A 15,274-nucleotide genomic window follows, 5' to 3' on the forward strand; every position below is an offset into this window, starting at 1 on the left:
CTGGATGATCCGGAGCGGGTCGGCGAGGTATTTTCTGCCGCGCGGGCTATCAGCCTCTGACTCATCTGAAGATCCGAAGTCCGTACAGGCCCTAGAAGTCTCCAGTTGCAGCGAGCCGTCCCTCAGCGTGGGATCTTTCCCTCACTGAGACGAAGAAGTGCTCCGGTCCTGCCGGTCACCCGGCCAGAGCCACAGCGACGGCTGCAGCTCCCGATGCGGCACGGCGTAGTCCGGGTGCCAGGGAAACCGACCCTCGGGGTCAGGCCACACAACTTCCAGCACCGGAAATGGTGGACGCCGATAAAACGTGATTGCCCGCCCGAAGAACTCTCGATACCACCTCACGTCGACCGGCTTGAGGGCCACAGGGTGCCGCGCGATGAGGTCATGCCGCTCCTGCTCCGCTTCGACAGGCTTGCCCGTAGCGACACCGTCTCCGAGGCGGTTCAGCAGCTCGTGCATGAGATGAACGTCCAGACCGAACATGGCCAGCTCAGGCGATCGATAGGTATGCCACAGGCCCACGGTATAGGCGAAGCCGGGCCCCAGATCGTCCTCCGGAATCATCTTCACGCTCCAGCCGCGACTCCGGACATGCTCCACGGTGTGCCGATCCACGGCATCCCACTCGTCGCGGTCCCCGTAGTCGTGGCAAAGGATGCAGCGACAACCCGGATCATCGGTAGACATGGGCCGTAGCATACGGACGCCGCGACCAGCGAAGCAGCCGGGCTCTGACCTCTGCTACCGGCATCTCTCCCGCGCTCCGAAAGCATCTTCTCTCCATCAAGAGCGGCGCTCCGCCTCGGCCCCAGCCGTATCACCTAAATTGCCGCTGCGGCACTTGTTTGGAGCAAGCCGTCGTCTCGTTTGGCATGACCACGGAAAGCAAGTGGAGGTTACCCGGAAAGGTCCATTGACGTATAGTCCTACCATGGACTCCGCATGGCTGGGGCTCGCCGGAGCCCTTATCGGAAGCATTGCTTCGATCCTTGGAACGCTGCTTGTTTCTCGCCTGCAATGGCGCCAAGAGCTTGCACGATGGGCCGAGCAGCGCGATCGAGACGCGCTGCAGTGGGAGAGGAACAGGCAAGTAGAGGAGTTGAAATCCAAAGAAATTCGAGAGCAAAACGAGCAGGAGTGGCGCCGACAAGACGCCGGCGAACGATCTCGGCAGATGCACATCGAAAAAATCAAGCATTACCTTGACGGTATTGAGCGGCTGATGGAGGCCGGGTCGCTGGACGCGGCGACAGGGGACTTCTCGGACGACGCCCACAAGCGGGCATGCGAGCAGGCCATAAGCGCCACACTTCGACTGGCGCTACGTTCCCTGTATTGCATAAGATGTTTCTGTGGAAATGAATCGCGGAGCAAGGTCGGCGAGCTCATCAACGATGTCTACTTCGTTCATTCAGTTCTCCTGTACGAAGGATTGAACGATGGGCACATGGTACGGCAGAGCAACGGGAACAAATGGATCCTGGCCGAGGTTCTCGACAGTCACGCATCTCGACTGGCCGAAATAATGAGGCGCGATGTAGGCGCAGACACCCTTTAGCAAATTCGAGCGCACAGCCGCCGGCCAATTACTCGAAAATGCTTCAGACCAGGCCACCCGCCCGCATTGACCTTTACGGAACGACCCCAAGTCGATCTTGTTATCGTGCGTTCGATGATGCGGCGAATTCCAAGACGTACCTGCACCGGCTTCGTGGCTCCTCCAGCCGCCGGTATAGAGGTGCTATGGAGCGTCGGACGGGGCGACTTTGTGGACCTGGTAGATGCCGCCCAGTACCCCAGTGACACTTTGGAATCATGGTTGGTCGACACGCGTTTCGATGACGTTCCGCGCGGACTTCTCCTGAGCGTCGAGAAGCTTGTCACCGTGCTCAGTCGCCCAACGTCCGAGGGCCTTCATCGGGCCGTCGACCAGGCTCTGTCCCAAGCCCGTCAGGGCGTACTCGACACGCGGCGGGGCTTCGGCATGTGCGCGGCGGTCGATCAGCCCGTTTGCAAGCAGGCGATGCAACGCATCCGTCAACACCTTGTCACTGATGCCGCCGATGGCGTCGCGCAGTTCGCGCCGTCGGCGCGGCCCAGAGGCAAGAGCCGCCAGGGCCACGGAATCCCACGTGTGGGCGAACAGATCGGTGGCCGCACGCACACGGCAATCCGCCACGAACTCGTCTCGATCCATGTCCTGATCGCTCCTCTCGCCGAAGCATAATCGCCTGTTCGTTACACACCGATCGGTGCGTAACGGCTTGTCTACCGTGACCACCAGACGATCACCGCTTGACGCGAGTGCGCGAGTGCGCGAGAGGGGTACACGGATGCGCATCGGAATTTTGGGCACGGGAATGCTGGCGGCGGCACTCGGCGAGGGCTGGGCCCGCGCCGGACATGAGCTGACCGTCGCCGGGCGATCTCCGGCCAAGGCGCAGGAGCTCGCTGATCGGCTGGGTCGGAGGGCGCGCGCCGTCACGCCGCGCCAGGCCGTCGCGGATCGCGATGCCGTGCTGCTCGCGGTGTCATGGCAGGGCGCCGAGGACATGCTGCGCAGCGCGGGCGCAGCTGACGGCTCGCTGGAGGGAACTGCGCTGATCGATCCGACGAACGCCGTCGAGCACGGCGTGGGTGTGGTGCTGACAGGACCCGGCGAGGCGATGGCGCAGCGGATTGCCAGGCTTTCTCCGGGCGCGCACGTCGTGAAAGCCTTCCACCTGTTTCCCTCCGATCAGTGGACGGGGTCTCGCGCCACTGGCGAACCCCCTGTCACGGTGGCGATGTGCGGTGACGATCCGGAAGCGTTGCGCGTTGTCGGCGAACTGGTCCGTGATGTCGGCGGAGTCCCGGCCGTGCTGGGGTCGCTGGATCGCGTTCGCCAGCTTGAGGAGGTCGCGGGTTTCGTTATCGGGCTGGCCTTCGCCGGTACCGACCCCAACTCCGCCATCCCACGCGTCCCATCAGCGGCTGTGTGATATCCGCGCCGACACTCGCGATCTTGGCGTGGTGGTCGCATGATCCTCAGCCCCGTACTCCTCCGGAGAGGTCGTCAGTACGGCCGGGCACCAAGCCGAAGGGTCACCTGCGTTGACACCGGTCGCCGCCGATGCCGCAGGAGCCGCCGGGGTTCTTCTACAAGTACTGCTGATGCACTGGTTCGGCAGGCCGGTCGAAGTCCTCGGCCACTTGGCAGTACCGGCAGGCTCCGCGCCGGCGCAGGCCGTAGGCGCAGGCGGCGGCGCCGAGGGCGGCGCCCCACACGATCCACAGCATGCTCGGCGCGTTGGCGCCCCACATGGCGAGATCGACGCCCATCCGGAGGTTCATCAGGCCGGCGGGTATCAGGACGACCGCCACGATGGACGCAGGGATCACGGCGAGCGCCGGCGGAACCCGTTCGCCCGCCTTGAACCAGACCCAGCGGGGGTAGACCTCGCCCCACCGGTGGACGAGGCCGTGGGTGAGGACGCATCCGCAGATCGACGCGATGGCGCAGCCAAGTCCCACCTCCAGCATGCCGGGCGTCTCCCGCATCATTCGCACGAAGTCCTCGGGGATGCCGAGCGGGATTCCGAAATACCAGGCGATTCTGGTGACTTCGTACGGCACGGGTGCGGCGCACGCCACGTAGACGGCCCACCGGCCCCAGCGTCGCACCGCGTCCGGCGTGGTCCACCGCCCGGTCACCACGCCGCGCCGGCCGCAATGCGCGCACGCCCGCCTGGTACGCCTCTGGTAGGCGAGGGTCGCCAGGGCCCACAGCAGGCCACCGGCGAAGAGCAGGATCAGGTTCACCCGATGCCAGTACAGGATGTCCCCGATGCCGTCCTGCGGCCCGGGCACCCCGGTGAAGGCGAATACCAGCAGCAGCGGGGCGAAGGCCAGCAGCGCGAGCAGGGTGTAGTCAGGGATCACCAGGGCGAGCGTTCCGGCCAGGGCCCAGCCGAAGACGAGCAGTGCCGTACGGGTACCGTCCCGTCCCCATTCCCTGGCCATGGCCAGCGCGGTGATCGCGCCGGCCAGCCCGACGACGGCCATGGCCGGCGCGACGATCCCGACCTGGCTGCCCTCCAGGATCGAACCCGACGCATGGTCGTCGTCGACGGGCGCGAACGGGAAACCGCCGCCGCCCAGCGCCCAGAAGAGCCCGAGCGCCCCGTAGACCAGCGACCACGCGGCCGCGGCGTATCCGGACCAGGCCGGCCAGCACCTCAACCAGCGGAGCATCCGCCCATCACATCCTTACGATCTCGTTCGGAACCACGTCTGGACGCTCCCGCGACCGCAGGCCTCCCAGGCGGCGAGTCCGTGTCCAGGGCCCTGGAAAGGTCGCGTCCTGGATCCAGCGTCGAGGAGACCGGACCGTCGGACCATGTGCCGGACGGCATGGCCGAGGTGGATTCGGGCGGGTGAATGTGCCGTTCGGCACAGGGCGGTGGAACGGCCGGATATCTAGGCTCGGGGTATGCGAGCACGAATCAGCGGAGCCCCGCGGTGGCGCGAGCGGGCCGGCGCCGCCGCCGCCGTCCTCGTGGCGCTGACCGGGATCGCCGCCGCGCCCGCGTACGGCCCGCTGGCCACGCTGCCGATGTCTTCGACGACGGCGGCCGCGCTCGGGGTGCTCGCCGCCTGGCCGTACGACGGCCGCCGGATCGCGGCGGTCACCGGCGGGGCGGGCATCGTGTCGCTGGCCGCGACCACCGGCGTCCTGCTGCTCGGCGAGGCACACAGGACGCGCACCTCTGCGACCGGCTGGATGGTCGGCGAGTCCGCGAGCCTACTCATCCTGGTCATCCTGGTGGTACGTGCCGCGCCTGTCCGCCACACGCTGATCGCCGCGGGTCTCGCGGGGGTGGCCACACCGGCCTTGCTGCTGCGGTTCGGGCTGGGACCGCCGACCCTCCCGGCGCTGGCCGGATTCGCCGTCTGGGGGCTGTCGGCGGCACTCGCCGCCACGGTCGGCCTCTATCTGCGCTCCCTGGACGGCCATCGCGCCCGCTCGGTACGTGCGGCGCGCCAAGCCCAACGCACGCAGCTCGCCCGCGACCTGCACGACTTCGTCGCCCACGACGTCAGCGGCATGCTCGCCCAAGCCCAGGTCGGCCGAATCCTGGCCGAACAGGACCCGCGGCAGGCGGTGGCCGCGTTCGAGCGCATCGAGCAGGCCGCGCTCCAGGCGCTGGCATCAATGGACCGGACCGTACGGATGCTGCATGACACGGACGATCTCACGGCCGGGGAGTCGGCGGACCGAACGCCGCTCCCGGCCCTGGCGGACCTTCGGGACCTGGCCGATCGGTTCTCCGCCTCCGGCGCCGCAGTGGTCCACCTCGACATTGACGCGCGACTCGAAGACCCGAATGGCGTCGTGCCCCGGGAAGTGGCCGCCACGGCGTACCGGATCGTCGTGGAGGCACTGACCAATGTGCGCCGCCACGCGGTGACGGCGAGCCGAGTGGAGGTGACCGTCCGCCGCACCCGTACCGTTGGTGATCACACCGGGGACGCCCTGGAGGTCACCGTGACAGACGACGCTCGAACCGGACCCGCCGGTCACGTGCTCGGCGATGCGAGCCGCAGCGGCGGTTTCGGCCTGGCCGGTCTGACCGAACGCGTCGAAGCGCTCGGCGGCAAGCTGGCCGCCGGCCCGTCTGCTCCGCACGGATGGCGTGTCGCCGCCACTTTGCCGCTGGCCGCCACGTCTCGCGGCGGGGACATCCGGCCGGTGACAGCATGACCGGCGGGCCGACCCGCGTCCTGGTGGCCGACGATCAGGAGAACATCCGCAACGCGTTCCGCATCATCCTTGACGCCCAGCCGGACATGACCGTCGTCGCCGAGGCCGCCTGTGGGGCCACCGCTGTCGAACAGGCCCGCCACCTGCGCCCGGACGTGGTGCTCGCCGACATCCGAATGCCCCGCGTCGACGGGCTCGAGGTCACCCGCCTGCTCGCCGGGCCACAGGTGACCGACCCGATCCGTGTCGTGGTCGTCACCACCTTCGACCTCGACGACTACGTCCACACCGCACTGCGCAACGGCGCCTCCGGCTTCCTGCTGAAACGCTCCAGCCCCGCCATCCTGGTCGAGGCCGTCCGCGCCGCCATGTCCGGTGACACCCTCATCAGCCCGCAGATCACCGTACGTCTCCTGCGCGATCTCACCGCAGCATCGCCGCTCAGGTCCGGCCGCGTCGACTCCACGCGACTCACCGACCGCGAACTTCAGATCACCCGCCTTGTCGCCCAGGGCCATACCAACGCCGAGATCGCGACCGCCCTGTTCATCTCGCCCGGTACGGTCAAGAACCACGTCGCCGGCATCCAACGCAAGCTCGGGGCCCGCAACCGCGTCGGCATCGCCGCCTGGGCATGGGACACCGGCAACGCCACCCCGTGATCGCATTCGCCCACCACGGGACGCGAACGCCGATTGGGCGCGAGGACTGAGAACCACACTGTTCTCGCCGGCATCCAACTTCTCATGATGAGCGTGGCACTTTCCCTGCTGCTGGCCCTGTCCCCGGCAACCGTGGCAGAGATTCCGAAGAACTTCTTGTTCACCGAACGCGACGCGCGCAGGGTCCTGAACCCCGATGACGCGGCCGAACAGGGATACGAGATCAGCGACAAGCTCACCGAGCCGTTGGAGCTGAACCCGTGCGGACACCGGCACGCCGTCGACCGCGGCCGGGTGGCCGGCCGCACGATCACGCAATGGACCAGCGCCCCCAGCACCTCGTCCGAACAGCTTGTCATCTACAAGAGCCCCCGTGCCGCCCATGCCGTGCTCACCCGTCTGCGCGGCGAAGTCAAGCGGTGCGCGCGCAAGGGCGACCCGGCGGCGCCCGAACTCGAGATCCAGTGGCGGACGAGTAAGGCCAAGGCGGGAGACGAGGCCATAGGTATGGGCTACCAGACCCGGCAGGACGGCAGCGTGAACCAGACGATCACCGGTATCGCCGCACGCAGGGGCAGCGCACTAATGATCTACACGACCGATGAGGGAGTCTACGACCCCGGCCGGCTGACCAAGAACGCCAGGAAGATGGCCACCAAGGTGTGTAAGTTGCCCGGCGTCTGCTAGCCCGTCAGCACCACCGGAAAGTCCTTACGCTGAATACTGCCTCACCTCACGCAGTAATAGCTGGTCGTCCGCGGGGCACGTCGAATCACGCAAGCTCGTGACCGGTGGTGCTGTCCACCCCCTCGGGGATCGCTCCATCGTGGAGATCCCCTGTGGTCAAGGTCCCCGATGGCTCGAACATGAGGATCGCCCCACCAGGTGACGACGGCTTGTGCTCGATGCCTCTGGGCACAACGAACGTGTCGCCCTTCTGAAGCACGACTGTGGTCTCGCCGCCTTCAGCGTCGCGTATGGCGATGTCGAACCGGCCGTCGAGAACGAGGAAGAACTCGTCAGTCTCCTCGTGAACATGCCAGACATGCTCTCCGCTGGTATGGGCGATGCGCACGTGGTAGTCGTTCACGCGGGCGACGATTCTGGGGCTGTAGACGTCATCGAAGGATGCGAGCGCCTCGGTCAGGTTGACGGGTTTCGTGTTCATGCCGCCCATTCTCCGAGGGAGCCCCTAACGGATCTTGTACGATGTTGACATGGGCGAGGAGGAGATTCCCTCATCGTGCAGCGTCACGGCATGGCGGCCGTCAGTCGCGGGGATCTCGGAGGTATTCCACGCCCGCATCGCCGGCTACCGCTATCCCCAGCACTTCCACGACACGTGGACCGTTCTCATCGTCGACGACGGCGCCCTCGGATATGACATCGACACTCGTCACCACGGGGCCATCGGCGACAGCGTCTCCATCCTCCCGCCCGGAGTCATTCACAACGGCTATCCCTCGGAGCGCCACGGCCGCTTCCGCAAGCGCAACCTCTACCTCGATCGTGACTTCCTCCCCGCCCATATCGTCGGCCCTGCTGTGGATTCGTCCACGTTCCATGACCGTGAGCTCCGAGCCGCCATCAGTCGTCTCCACGACCGCCTCCTCATACCGGAACCGCTCGATGTCGAAATCAGGCTGGCCATGATCGCCGATCGGTTCCGTCGGCGCCTGGAGGCGCGCGGCCCCTCCGCGCCCGCGCCCGAATCGTTCCTCGCCGATGAGCTCCGCGACTTCCTTGACGGGCACATCACCGCGAAGATCAGGCTCGCTGACGCCGCCCGCCTGTTCGACCGCGACGTCTCTCACCTCGTCCGCAGCTTCAAAAGACGATTCGGAATCTCCCCCTACGCCTACGTCACCGCACGTCGCATCGAACAGGCCCGCAAACGCCTGTTGCGCGGCCAACCGCCGGCCGAGGTGGCTGTCAAGGTCGGTTTCTACGACCAAGCGCACCTCACCCGCCACTTCAAGCGCCACGTCTCGGTGCCGCCTGCCCAGTACGCCGCGTCGGGCCTCGGAACGAGAAGTGGCCGACGCCGAAGTAAGGCCCAAGAGCCCACGCGGGACGAGCCGGCACAGGGATGAACTGCAGGTGAGAACGTCACCCGGTCTCCGGGCTTCGGACGCACGCCGGAACCTCAACCGGTTGAGGAATGATCTGGGATCGTCTCCCAGGCGAGGGTTCGTCAGAAGCGACCGCGGAGCGGACCCGTGTCCTGAGAGCAGTGAAGGGCCATGCCGCATCCGAGCTTGGCCCTCGTGAATCGCGCTGTTCCGGCAGATCGGGCGCGGGCAGGCCTGGCGTCCTGGCCGCGAGGACCAGGGCGATCCCTTCGGCGTCCAGCCGCCTGGCCGTGATCAGCAGGGCCTCGGTCGAGGCATGGTCCAGCCACTGAGCGTCGTCGACGACGCAGAGCAGAGCGTCCTCGCCCGCGAACTCCGACAGCAACGACAACACGCTCAGCCCGACGAGGAGGCGCTCGCCGGCTGCGGGGCCGAGGCCGAATGCGCCGCGCAGCGCGGCCTCCTGCGGGCAGGGCAACCGGTCCAGCAGGTGGAGCGCCGGCCGCAGCAGCATGTGCAGCCCGGCGAAAGGCAGATCGGCCTCGGACTCGATACCGGTGCCGCGCAGCACCCGCATGCCCTCGGCGGCTCCGGCGGCGTGCTCCAAGAGCACGCTCTTACCGATGCCGGGCTCGCCCCGCACGACCAGGACCCCGCTGGCACCCGCTCTCGCTCCGTCGACCAGCCGCTCGAGCGAAGCCTGCTCACTCGCGCGCCCGTAAAGCATGCGGTTCATCGTATTACCTATGCGTTGACTCATTCGTCCTATTGATCGCGACTCGTAGCGTCTTCCCCATGACACCCTTCCGGATCGACATCCCGCAAAGTGCCCTCGACGACCTGCGCGACCGGCTGCTCCGCACCCGCTGGACGCCCGAGATCCCGGGCGCGAGCTGGAGCCGCGGCGTACCCGTCGGCTACCTCAGGAGCCTGGCCGACTACTGGGCCCACGACTTCGACTGGCGCAAGGCTGAGACCGAGCTGAACCAGTGGCCGCAGTTCACCACCGAGATCCAGGGGCAGACCGTCCACTACAAGCACATCCGCTCCGAGCGTGAGGACGCCAAGGCGCTGCTGCTCCTGCACGACAACCCCGGCGCGACGATGGGCCTGCTCGACGTCATCGGCGCGTTGTCGCGTGACTTCCACCTCGTCGTACCCGCCATGCCGGGCTTCGGCTTCTCCAGCCCGCTCACCAGCACCGGCTGGACCGTCAAGCGGACAGCGGCGGCGTTCGTCGAGCTTATGGAGCGGCTCGGCTACGACCGCTACGGCGCACACGGCGGCTGACCGAGGTTGAGCAGGCGCGGCTGGCGGGCATCCAGCGGTTCATGCAGGACGGGTTCGGGTTCAACGTCATCATGTCGACCAGGCCCCAAACCATCGCCTACGGTCTGCACGACTCGCCCGTCGGCCAGCTCGCGTGGGTGGTGGAGAAGTTCAAGGAGTGGAGCGACCCGGCCTCGGACCTGCCCGAGGACGCCTTCTCCCGCGACCGCATTCTGACCGATGTGAGCACCCAGTGGTTCACCGGCACCTCGGGCTCGATTGCGCAGAGCTACTACGACGTGGACCACGACCCCGAGGGCTGGGGGCCGAAGGAGCGGGTGGACGTTCCCACGGCATTCGTGGTCACACCCGGCGACGTCACGATCCGTCGTTTCGCCGAGCGCGACACGACCGTGGCACGGTGGACGGAGTTCGACAAGGGCGGCGCCTATGTCGCGCTGGAGCAGCCCGGCATGCTCATCCAGGACGTGCGGGAGTTCTTCGCAGACCTCTGACCAGTGGCCGAGGTCCTGCGCTGTGGCGAGCCGCGCAGGACCTAGGTGAGGGCACCTGGGCGCGGTCCTGCGCGGGACGTCCCTTACGCGCCCCGCCACTGGTCCTCGATCGGGGACCGGACAAGCCGGGCGATCAAGGGCCAGTGGTGTTCGCGAAGGTCACACCTCGCCGGTGGTCAGACCGACGGGGCAAGAGACGCCGGTGCCGCCGATGCCGCGGTAGCCATGACCCAGGCTCACGACCTACCGCACGAGCGGGCATGGCTTCTAACTACGGCAGAACTGCCATGAACTGTGCGGCAGACCAGCCACGTAAGTTGCGGCAAATCTGCCATGTCAGTTGCGGCAAATCTGCCATACCTGGAGATGGATCGGCCTATCCTGAGCCGGTGGACACCGATGAGCTGACGGTCTTCCCCCGGCGCGCGGAAGCCATGGCTGTGGAGGCACTCGCCGACACCCGTGTTGTAGTGATCAATGGGGCCAGGCAGGTCGGCAAGAGCACTCTTGCCCAGGCGATCGTGCACAGGACGCCGGGATCACGTGAGATTTATCTGGATCAGGCGGCGGTACGCGCTGCGGCACGACAGGATCCTGACGGGATCGTCCACCACAACGGGCTCATACTTATCGACGAGATCCAGCGCGTACCCGACCTCCTGCTCTCCATCAAACGCGAAGTGGATGCCGACCCTCGCCCAGGACGCTTCCTGCTGACCGGCTCGGCCCGGCTACTTGGCCTGCGAGACCTTCCCGACGCACTTCCTGGTCGATCCGAGACGGTCGAACTCTGGCCTCTCTCTCAGGGGGAGATCGAGCGCACCTCCGACGGTTTCGTGGACGCGGCGTTCCAGAAAGGCCCAGACCTCGCAACTCCAAGGTCCCGGCTCCGTAGAGCTGACTACCTCGACCGCGCGCTGAGGGGCGGTTACCCGGAAGCGGTCCACCGTCCCACGCATCGGAGAAGGGCGCGGTTCTTCGAGTCCTACATCTCCGATCTGATCAACCGAGACGTGAAACAGGTCTCCGATATCGAGCGACCCGCGGACATGCGGCGCCTGCTGAATCTCCTCTGCGGACGCATGGGCGGGCTGGCAGTGATCGACAACATCAGTCGCGACCTGGGGGTTCCACGCAACACCGTGAAACGGTACGTCGATCTACTCGACCTGGTTTATGTCATCAGGCGGATACCGGCATGGTCGTCCAACGCCACAACACGCGCGGTCGCGACCCCCAAGCTACTAGTCGTGGACTCCGGGCTGGGGGCCCATCTGGCGGGTCTCACCCCAGCCCGAACCACAGGCATAACCGCCCCGGTGGGTCCCCTTCTGGAGAACTTCGCCCTCGGCGAGCTGGCTCGCCAATTGACATGGGCAGAGGAGCCCGTACGCCTCTACCACTATCGTGACCGGGACCACGTCGAGGTCGACGGCATCCTGGAACGAGCATCCGGGGAAGTCGTCGGCATCGAGGTCAAGGCGGCCGAAACCGTACGCGCAGACGACTTCAAAGGACTCCAGCACCTGGCCCGCAAGCTCGGTGACCGCCTGATCGCCGGCTTTGTCCTCTACGCGGGCCAAGAAACGCTCCCCTTCGGGGACCGAATGCGAGCCCTGCCTATGTCCGCGCTGTGGGAGGCGATCCCGGCTTCCTGACTGTCGAGCATCGCGCCGTAGGGTCACCTGCGTTGACGCCGGTGCCGCCGATGCCGCAGTAGCCGTTCGGGACCTTGAACAGGTACTGCTGGTGGTAGTCCTTCACCTCAGGCAATAAATACACGAGGACGAGCTACGCATCGGTGTCCTTGGGCTGCCCTGGGGATGCATGGACGAGACACTGTTCGCGCCTCGTCGTCAATGATGTAGCAGGCACGACCTCCACTCGTGACCTCGAACTCCCATTGCTCAAGATCCTTACCATTGTGGCGATGAGTCGCGAGATCACCTCGAAGGCGACGGCTGGTACCCCCAGCTGGCCGGTCGGCCGGTGGCTACCGGCTCTACGATCACGACTCCCTGGACCGGCTGGAACTCGTCCGTACGCTGCGAGACCTCGGCGTCGAGATCGCGGCGATCACACGGGTGCTCGCCGACGCGCAGACTCTGCCGAGATCGCCGACGGCCAGATCGCGGCCATGGAGGACCAGATCCAGACCTTGCGGGTACGCCAGGCGGTGTTGCGCTACGTCACCACCCGCCGTACCGGCACGGCCGGAATCGCCCGCGTGAACCGGCTCGCCCGGCTGCCAGCGGAGCAGCGTCGGCAGCCGGTGGCCGAACTCGTGGCCGAAGCGACGCACGCGCTCGACATGGAGCCCGCGTTCGCCGCGCACCTGCGCTCGATGCTGCCCGACCTGCTCGACGACCCATCGGTCGAGCAGCTCGACGCGTGGCTGGAGCTGGCGCACTTGATCGGCGACCCGGACTTCCGGGAGGGCGTACGCGAGGCGTTCGAGCGGCACGCGACCGACCGTTCCTCCGGGCCTCCCGATACTGCCACTGCTGGCCATGATCAACGGTACGCCCCCGAAACCCGATCCGGTGCCCGCGGACCGCCGGCTCCTCGCCGCACTCGACCCCCGCGTACCGACCTCTAGGGAACGGGATGGTGCCGGAGCGCCTGGGTGACCAGTCGAACGCCGACGCCAGGCTCGGCGGCACCAGCCAGCCGTTGATCGCGGACAGCAGGGCGAAGTACCGCTCCGTACGGGGATCGTTGGCGATCTCCAGCCGAGTCAGCAGCTTCCGGCGGTACTCGGCACTGTCGAGATGGCCGAATCTCGCGGTGTATCCGGCGATCAGCTCGACCAGCACCATTCGCCTCCTGCGAACCCGGCTCTACCCCGTCCGCCTGGGCCTGCCGCACCCGTTCCCGGACCAGCACGGCCACCTCGTGATGCAGGCCGGTCTGATCCCCGGCCGCCCTCTCGGCCGCCTGATGTTGGGCCATCCTGCGGACCCTGGCCTTGAAGTCGGCATCGCGGACCAACTCGGACAGCTCCGCCCAGGCGCCCAGTTGCTCAGGGCTGGGATCGGCGGGCATCTCAGGCAAGGTCATCGAGGCGATCGATGAGGTACTGGCCGCGTCCGAGGACGGGTCGGACCGGCCAGCACCCGTGGCGACCCGCCTATGCGGCCCTCGACCGCCGGCATCAACGGAAGGAACGATCATCACCGGCGGCATCGGTCAGGTTTGAAGAAGCACCGGTCGGGCCGCCGCTTCTATCGTCAAGTGACACACGCGCCGGGGTGGCGTCCGGGGCCTGCCTGGATGACCGGCCGGGTACATGACCACCCATCTTTATAAAGGAGTAAGGCATGAAGGCACACGTCAGCTCGATCCTTCTTGGCGTCCGGGACATGGATCGGGCCAAGCAGTTCTACACCGAGGGGCTTGGCTGGAAGATCCAGAACGACTTCGGGATCTCGGTGTTCTTCGCGTCGGACGGCGCCTCGCCCGTCGGCTTCTACAGCCGTGAAGGCCTGGCCGCTCAGGTGGGTACGGACCAGGAAGGCAGCGGCTTCAGCGGACTGGTCCTGACCTACGTCGTCCGCAGCGAGACGCGGGTCGACGAGGTGATGGCGGAGGCCGAGAAGGCCGGCGCCACGGTCCTCAAGCCCGCCGGCGCTCTGCCGTGGGGCGGGTACGGCGGCACCTTCGCCGACCCGGACGGCTACATCTGGAGCCTCGGCTACAGCTCCAAGGGCACCGACCAGCCCTATGCGGAGTAGCCGCAAACTTTGTCACACAACCGTCCGGGACGGTGGGGCGCACTGTCGCTGCCGTCCCGGACGGCTGTGACCCCGAGTGCCGCTGAACCGACAGGACAAACAGGAGAAGATCATGAAGTTTCTGGCCCACGTTGAGCCACCTGAGCCCATGCGGGGCCTAGAAGTTCCGTCCGAGGTGATGGCAGCGCTCGGCGGGGGCCCGCGGCCGCCCGTGACGATCACAGTCAACGGGCACTCCTGGAAGAGCCGGGTCGCCCTCCTGCGCGGCCGCCACCTGCTCGGTCTCAGCAATGCCAACCGGCAGGCCGCAGGTGTTGCGATCGGCGACGAGGTCGAGGTCGAATTGGAGCTCGACACCGAGCCGCGCGTCGTCGTCGAGCCAGAGGACTTCGCACGTGCTCTGGACGCCGACCCCGTCACCCGCGCCGCGTACGACGATCTCGCGTACAGCCACAAACGTGAGCATGTACGCGCCATCGAGAGCGCGAAGAAGCCCGAGACGCGCCGGCGGCGTATCGAGAAGGCCATCACCACCCTGCGGGGCTGACCCCCGAAGGTAAGACTCCGGCAGCAACGCAATCACCGTGCGGAGGCATCACCCTGCCCGACTCTCCCCGAAACAACATCGCTCGCGCAGCGCGTACAGGACACCCGGCGCCGCCTCGACGAAGACGTCGACGCCTGGGTGGCCACCGCCGACCGAGCGGGTACGCCGTATCTGGTGCCGCTGTCGTTCCTCTGGGACGGCGAGACGCTGTTGATCTCGACGGCGGCGGGCGATCCCACGGCCCGCAATCTCCGTGCCGGCAGCCGGGTCCGGCTCACGATCGGGCCGACCCGCGACATTGGAGCGCCGCCGTCAGACCGGACTCCGCGCGTGCCGGAGGTGAGACCAGGCAGTTGCCATCGCTTCTCACCAGCCCGCGGGCAGGCCGAAAGAACTCACTGCATGTTCTCCAGATGAGGGTGGTCGAACGACTCCGGACAGATGTAGATCTGCATGTTGTAGCCGCGGCCGATGGAGACCATCGGAGGGTCGGATGGCCTGCGGAGGCCGGCTGGTCCCGGCGATACGCGGTCTTCGAGGGGAATCCAGCTTCCGCTCCCGCCGTCCCATTCACCGGAGCTGACGGTCAGCAGCGGCCGGCATTCGGTCTTACAGGTGGCACAGAGCATGGGCCTGTCAACGACGCTTGAAAACGGACCCCCTATCGTCGTCTGAAAGTTGACCCCCTGGCGTTGATGTTGCTGCGGATTGTTACTGATGGTCGTTGCT

20 protein-coding genes and 1 pseudogene are annotated in these 15,274 nt (G+C 66.8%); 15 read left to right on the plus strand and 6 right to left on the minus strand.

What is annotated here, in order from left to right; translation table 11 throughout:
- Positions 1 to 141 precede the first annotated feature (141 nt).
- Positions 142 to 690, minus strand: a complete 549-nt coding sequence (locus AB0B72_RS39445) for a DUF4262 domain-containing protein (protein WP_367744860.1) — start codon at positions 688 to 690, stop codon at positions 142 to 144.
- A gap of 244 nt (positions 691 to 934) precedes the next feature.
- Here AB0B72_RS39445 and AB0B72_RS39450 point away from each other — a divergent pair, with 244 nt between their 5' ends.
- On the plus strand, positions 935 to 1,561 hold the full coding sequence (locus AB0B72_RS39450) for a hypothetical protein (protein ID WP_367744861.1): 627 nt from the start codon (positions 935 to 937) through the stop codon (positions 1,559 to 1,561).
- A gap of 255 nt (positions 1,562 to 1,816) precedes the next feature.
- On the opposite strand, the gene AB0B72_RS39455 is transcribed toward AB0B72_RS39450, so the two are convergent.
- Positions 1,817 to 2,200, minus strand: a complete 384-nt coding sequence (locus AB0B72_RS39455) for a winged helix-turn-helix transcriptional regulator (protein ID WP_367744863.1) — start codon at positions 2,198 to 2,200, stop codon at positions 1,817 to 1,819.
- Positions 2,201 to 2,315: 115 nt separating this feature from the next.
- Here AB0B72_RS39455 and AB0B72_RS39460 point away from each other — a divergent pair, with 115 nt between their 5' ends.
- Positions 2,316 to 2,984 (plus strand): NADPH-dependent F420 reductase, encoded by a 669-nt coding sequence (locus AB0B72_RS39460; RefSeq protein ID WP_367744884.1) that lies wholly within the window; start codon positions 2,316 to 2,318, stop codon positions 2,982 to 2,984.
- Between the two features lie 157 nt (positions 2,985 to 3,141).
- Here AB0B72_RS39460 and AB0B72_RS39465 read toward each other — a convergent pair whose 3' ends face one another.
- Positions 3,142 to 4,236 carry a hypothetical protein gene (locus AB0B72_RS39465; RefSeq protein WP_367744864.1) on the minus strand — a complete coding sequence of 365 codons (1,095 nt, stop codon included), beginning with the start codon at positions 4,234 to 4,236 and terminating at the stop codon, positions 3,142 to 3,144.
- 238 nt (positions 4,237 to 4,474) lie between these two features.
- Here AB0B72_RS39465 and AB0B72_RS39470 point away from each other — a divergent pair, with 238 nt between their 5' ends.
- The 3 genes from AB0B72_RS39470 (at position 4,475) to AB0B72_RS39480 (ending at position 7,095) form a co-directional block, all read left to right on the plus strand.
- On the plus strand, positions 4,475 to 5,746 hold the full coding sequence (locus AB0B72_RS39470; RefSeq protein WP_367744865.1) for a sensor histidine kinase: 1,272 nt from the start codon (positions 4,475 to 4,477) through the stop codon (positions 5,744 to 5,746).
- Positions 5,743 to 6,408 carry a response regulator gene (locus tag AB0B72_RS39475; protein ID WP_367744866.1) on the plus strand — a complete coding sequence of 222 codons (666 nt, stop codon included), beginning with the start codon at positions 5,743 to 5,745 and terminating at the stop codon, positions 6,406 to 6,408. The genes AB0B72_RS39470 and AB0B72_RS39475 overlap by 4 nt, the downstream gene beginning before the upstream one ends.
- A gap of 84 nt (positions 6,409 to 6,492) precedes the next feature.
- The gene (locus AB0B72_RS39480; protein ID WP_367744867.1) at positions 6,493 to 7,095 is read left to right on the plus strand and encodes a hypothetical protein; all 603 of its coding nucleotides are present in this window, start codon (positions 6,493 to 6,495) and stop codon (positions 7,093 to 7,095) included.
- A gap of 85 nt (positions 7,096 to 7,180) precedes the next feature.
- Here the strand turns inward: AB0B72_RS39480 and AB0B72_RS39485 are convergent, their stop codons facing one another.
- Positions 7,181 to 7,576 carry a cupin domain-containing protein gene (locus tag AB0B72_RS39485; RefSeq protein ID WP_367744868.1) on the minus strand — a complete coding sequence of 132 codons (396 nt, stop codon included), beginning with the start codon at positions 7,574 to 7,576 and terminating at the stop codon, positions 7,181 to 7,183.
- A 49-nt stretch (positions 7,577 to 7,625) separates the two neighbouring features.
- Between AB0B72_RS39485 and AB0B72_RS39490 the strand changes: the two genes are divergently transcribed.
- Positions 7,626 to 8,501, plus strand: coding sequence for an AraC family transcriptional regulator (locus tag AB0B72_RS39490; RefSeq protein ID WP_367744869.1), 876 nt, complete (start codon positions 7,626 to 7,628; stop codon positions 8,499 to 8,501).
- Positions 8,502 to 8,517: 16 nt separating this feature from the next.
- On the opposite strand, the gene AB0B72_RS39495 is transcribed toward AB0B72_RS39490, so the two are convergent.
- On the minus strand, positions 8,518 to 9,207 hold the full coding sequence (locus AB0B72_RS39495; RefSeq protein ID WP_367744871.1) for an ATP-binding protein: 690 nt from the start codon (positions 9,205 to 9,207) through the stop codon (positions 8,518 to 8,520).
- Between the two features lie 68 nt (positions 9,208 to 9,275).
- On the opposite strand from AB0B72_RS39495, the gene AB0B72_RS39500 reads away from it, so the two are divergent.
- The 9 genes from AB0B72_RS39500 (at position 9,276) to AB0B72_RS39540 (ending at position 14,962) form a co-directional block, all read left to right on the plus strand.
- On the plus strand, positions 9,276 to 9,770 hold the full coding sequence (locus AB0B72_RS39500) for an epoxide hydrolase family protein (RefSeq protein WP_367744872.1): 495 nt from the start codon (positions 9,276 to 9,278) through the stop codon (positions 9,768 to 9,770).
- A gap of 41 nt (positions 9,771 to 9,811) precedes the next feature.
- Entirely contained in the window at positions 9,812 to 10,264 is a 453-nt protein-coding gene (locus AB0B72_RS39505) for a hypothetical protein (protein WP_367744873.1), read from the plus strand.
- Positions 10,265 to 10,653: 389 nt separating this feature from the next.
- The gene (locus AB0B72_RS39510; protein WP_367744875.1) at positions 10,654 to 11,922 is read left to right on the plus strand and encodes an ATP-binding protein; all 1,269 of its coding nucleotides are present in this window, start codon (positions 10,654 to 10,656) and stop codon (positions 11,920 to 11,922) included.
- 303 nt (positions 11,923 to 12,225) lie between these two features.
- Positions 12,226 to 12,495, plus strand: a complete 270-nt coding sequence (locus AB0B72_RS39515; RefSeq protein ID WP_367744886.1) for a MerR family transcriptional regulator — start codon at positions 12,226 to 12,228, stop codon at positions 12,493 to 12,495.
- Positions 12,402 to 12,863: a hypothetical protein gene (locus AB0B72_RS39520; RefSeq protein ID WP_367744876.1), complete on the plus strand. Its 462-nt coding sequence runs from the start codon at positions 12,402 to 12,404 to the stop codon at positions 12,861 to 12,863. The genes AB0B72_RS39515 and AB0B72_RS39520 overlap by 94 nt, the downstream gene beginning before the upstream one ends.
- Positions 12,864 to 12,871: 8 nt before the next feature.
- Complete coding sequence (locus tag AB0B72_RS39525; protein ID WP_367744877.1) at positions 12,872 to 13,339, plus strand: hypothetical protein; 468 nt, start codon at positions 12,872 to 12,874, stop codon at positions 13,337 to 13,339.
- 245 nt (positions 13,340 to 13,584) lie between these two features.
- Positions 13,585 to 13,998: a VOC family protein gene (locus tag AB0B72_RS39530; RefSeq protein WP_367744878.1), complete on the plus strand. Its 414-nt coding sequence runs from the start codon at positions 13,585 to 13,587 to the stop codon at positions 13,996 to 13,998.
- Between the two features lie 76 nt (positions 13,999 to 14,074).
- Positions 14,075 to 14,545: a YdeI/OmpD-associated family protein gene (locus AB0B72_RS39535; RefSeq protein WP_367744880.1), complete on the plus strand. Its 471-nt coding sequence runs from the start codon at positions 14,075 to 14,077 to the stop codon at positions 14,543 to 14,545.
- A 138-nt stretch (positions 14,546 to 14,683) separates the two neighbouring features.
- Entirely contained in the window at positions 14,684 to 14,962 is a 279-nt protein-coding gene (locus AB0B72_RS39540; protein ID WP_367744882.1) for a pyridoxamine 5'-phosphate oxidase family protein, read from the plus strand.
- Here AB0B72_RS39540 and AB0B72_RS39545 read toward each other — a convergent pair.
- Positions 14,941 to 15,274, minus strand: a pseudogene (locus tag AB0B72_RS39545) (hypothetical protein); the annotation flags it as partial. The gene AB0B72_RS39540 and the pseudogene AB0B72_RS39545 sit on opposite strands and share 22 nt — an antisense overlap.

Origin of the sequence: Microbispora sp. NPDC049125, from assembly GCF_040802045.1 — a bacterium.
GTDB lineage: Bacteria > Actinomycetota > Actinomycetes > Streptosporangiales > Streptosporangiaceae > Microbispora.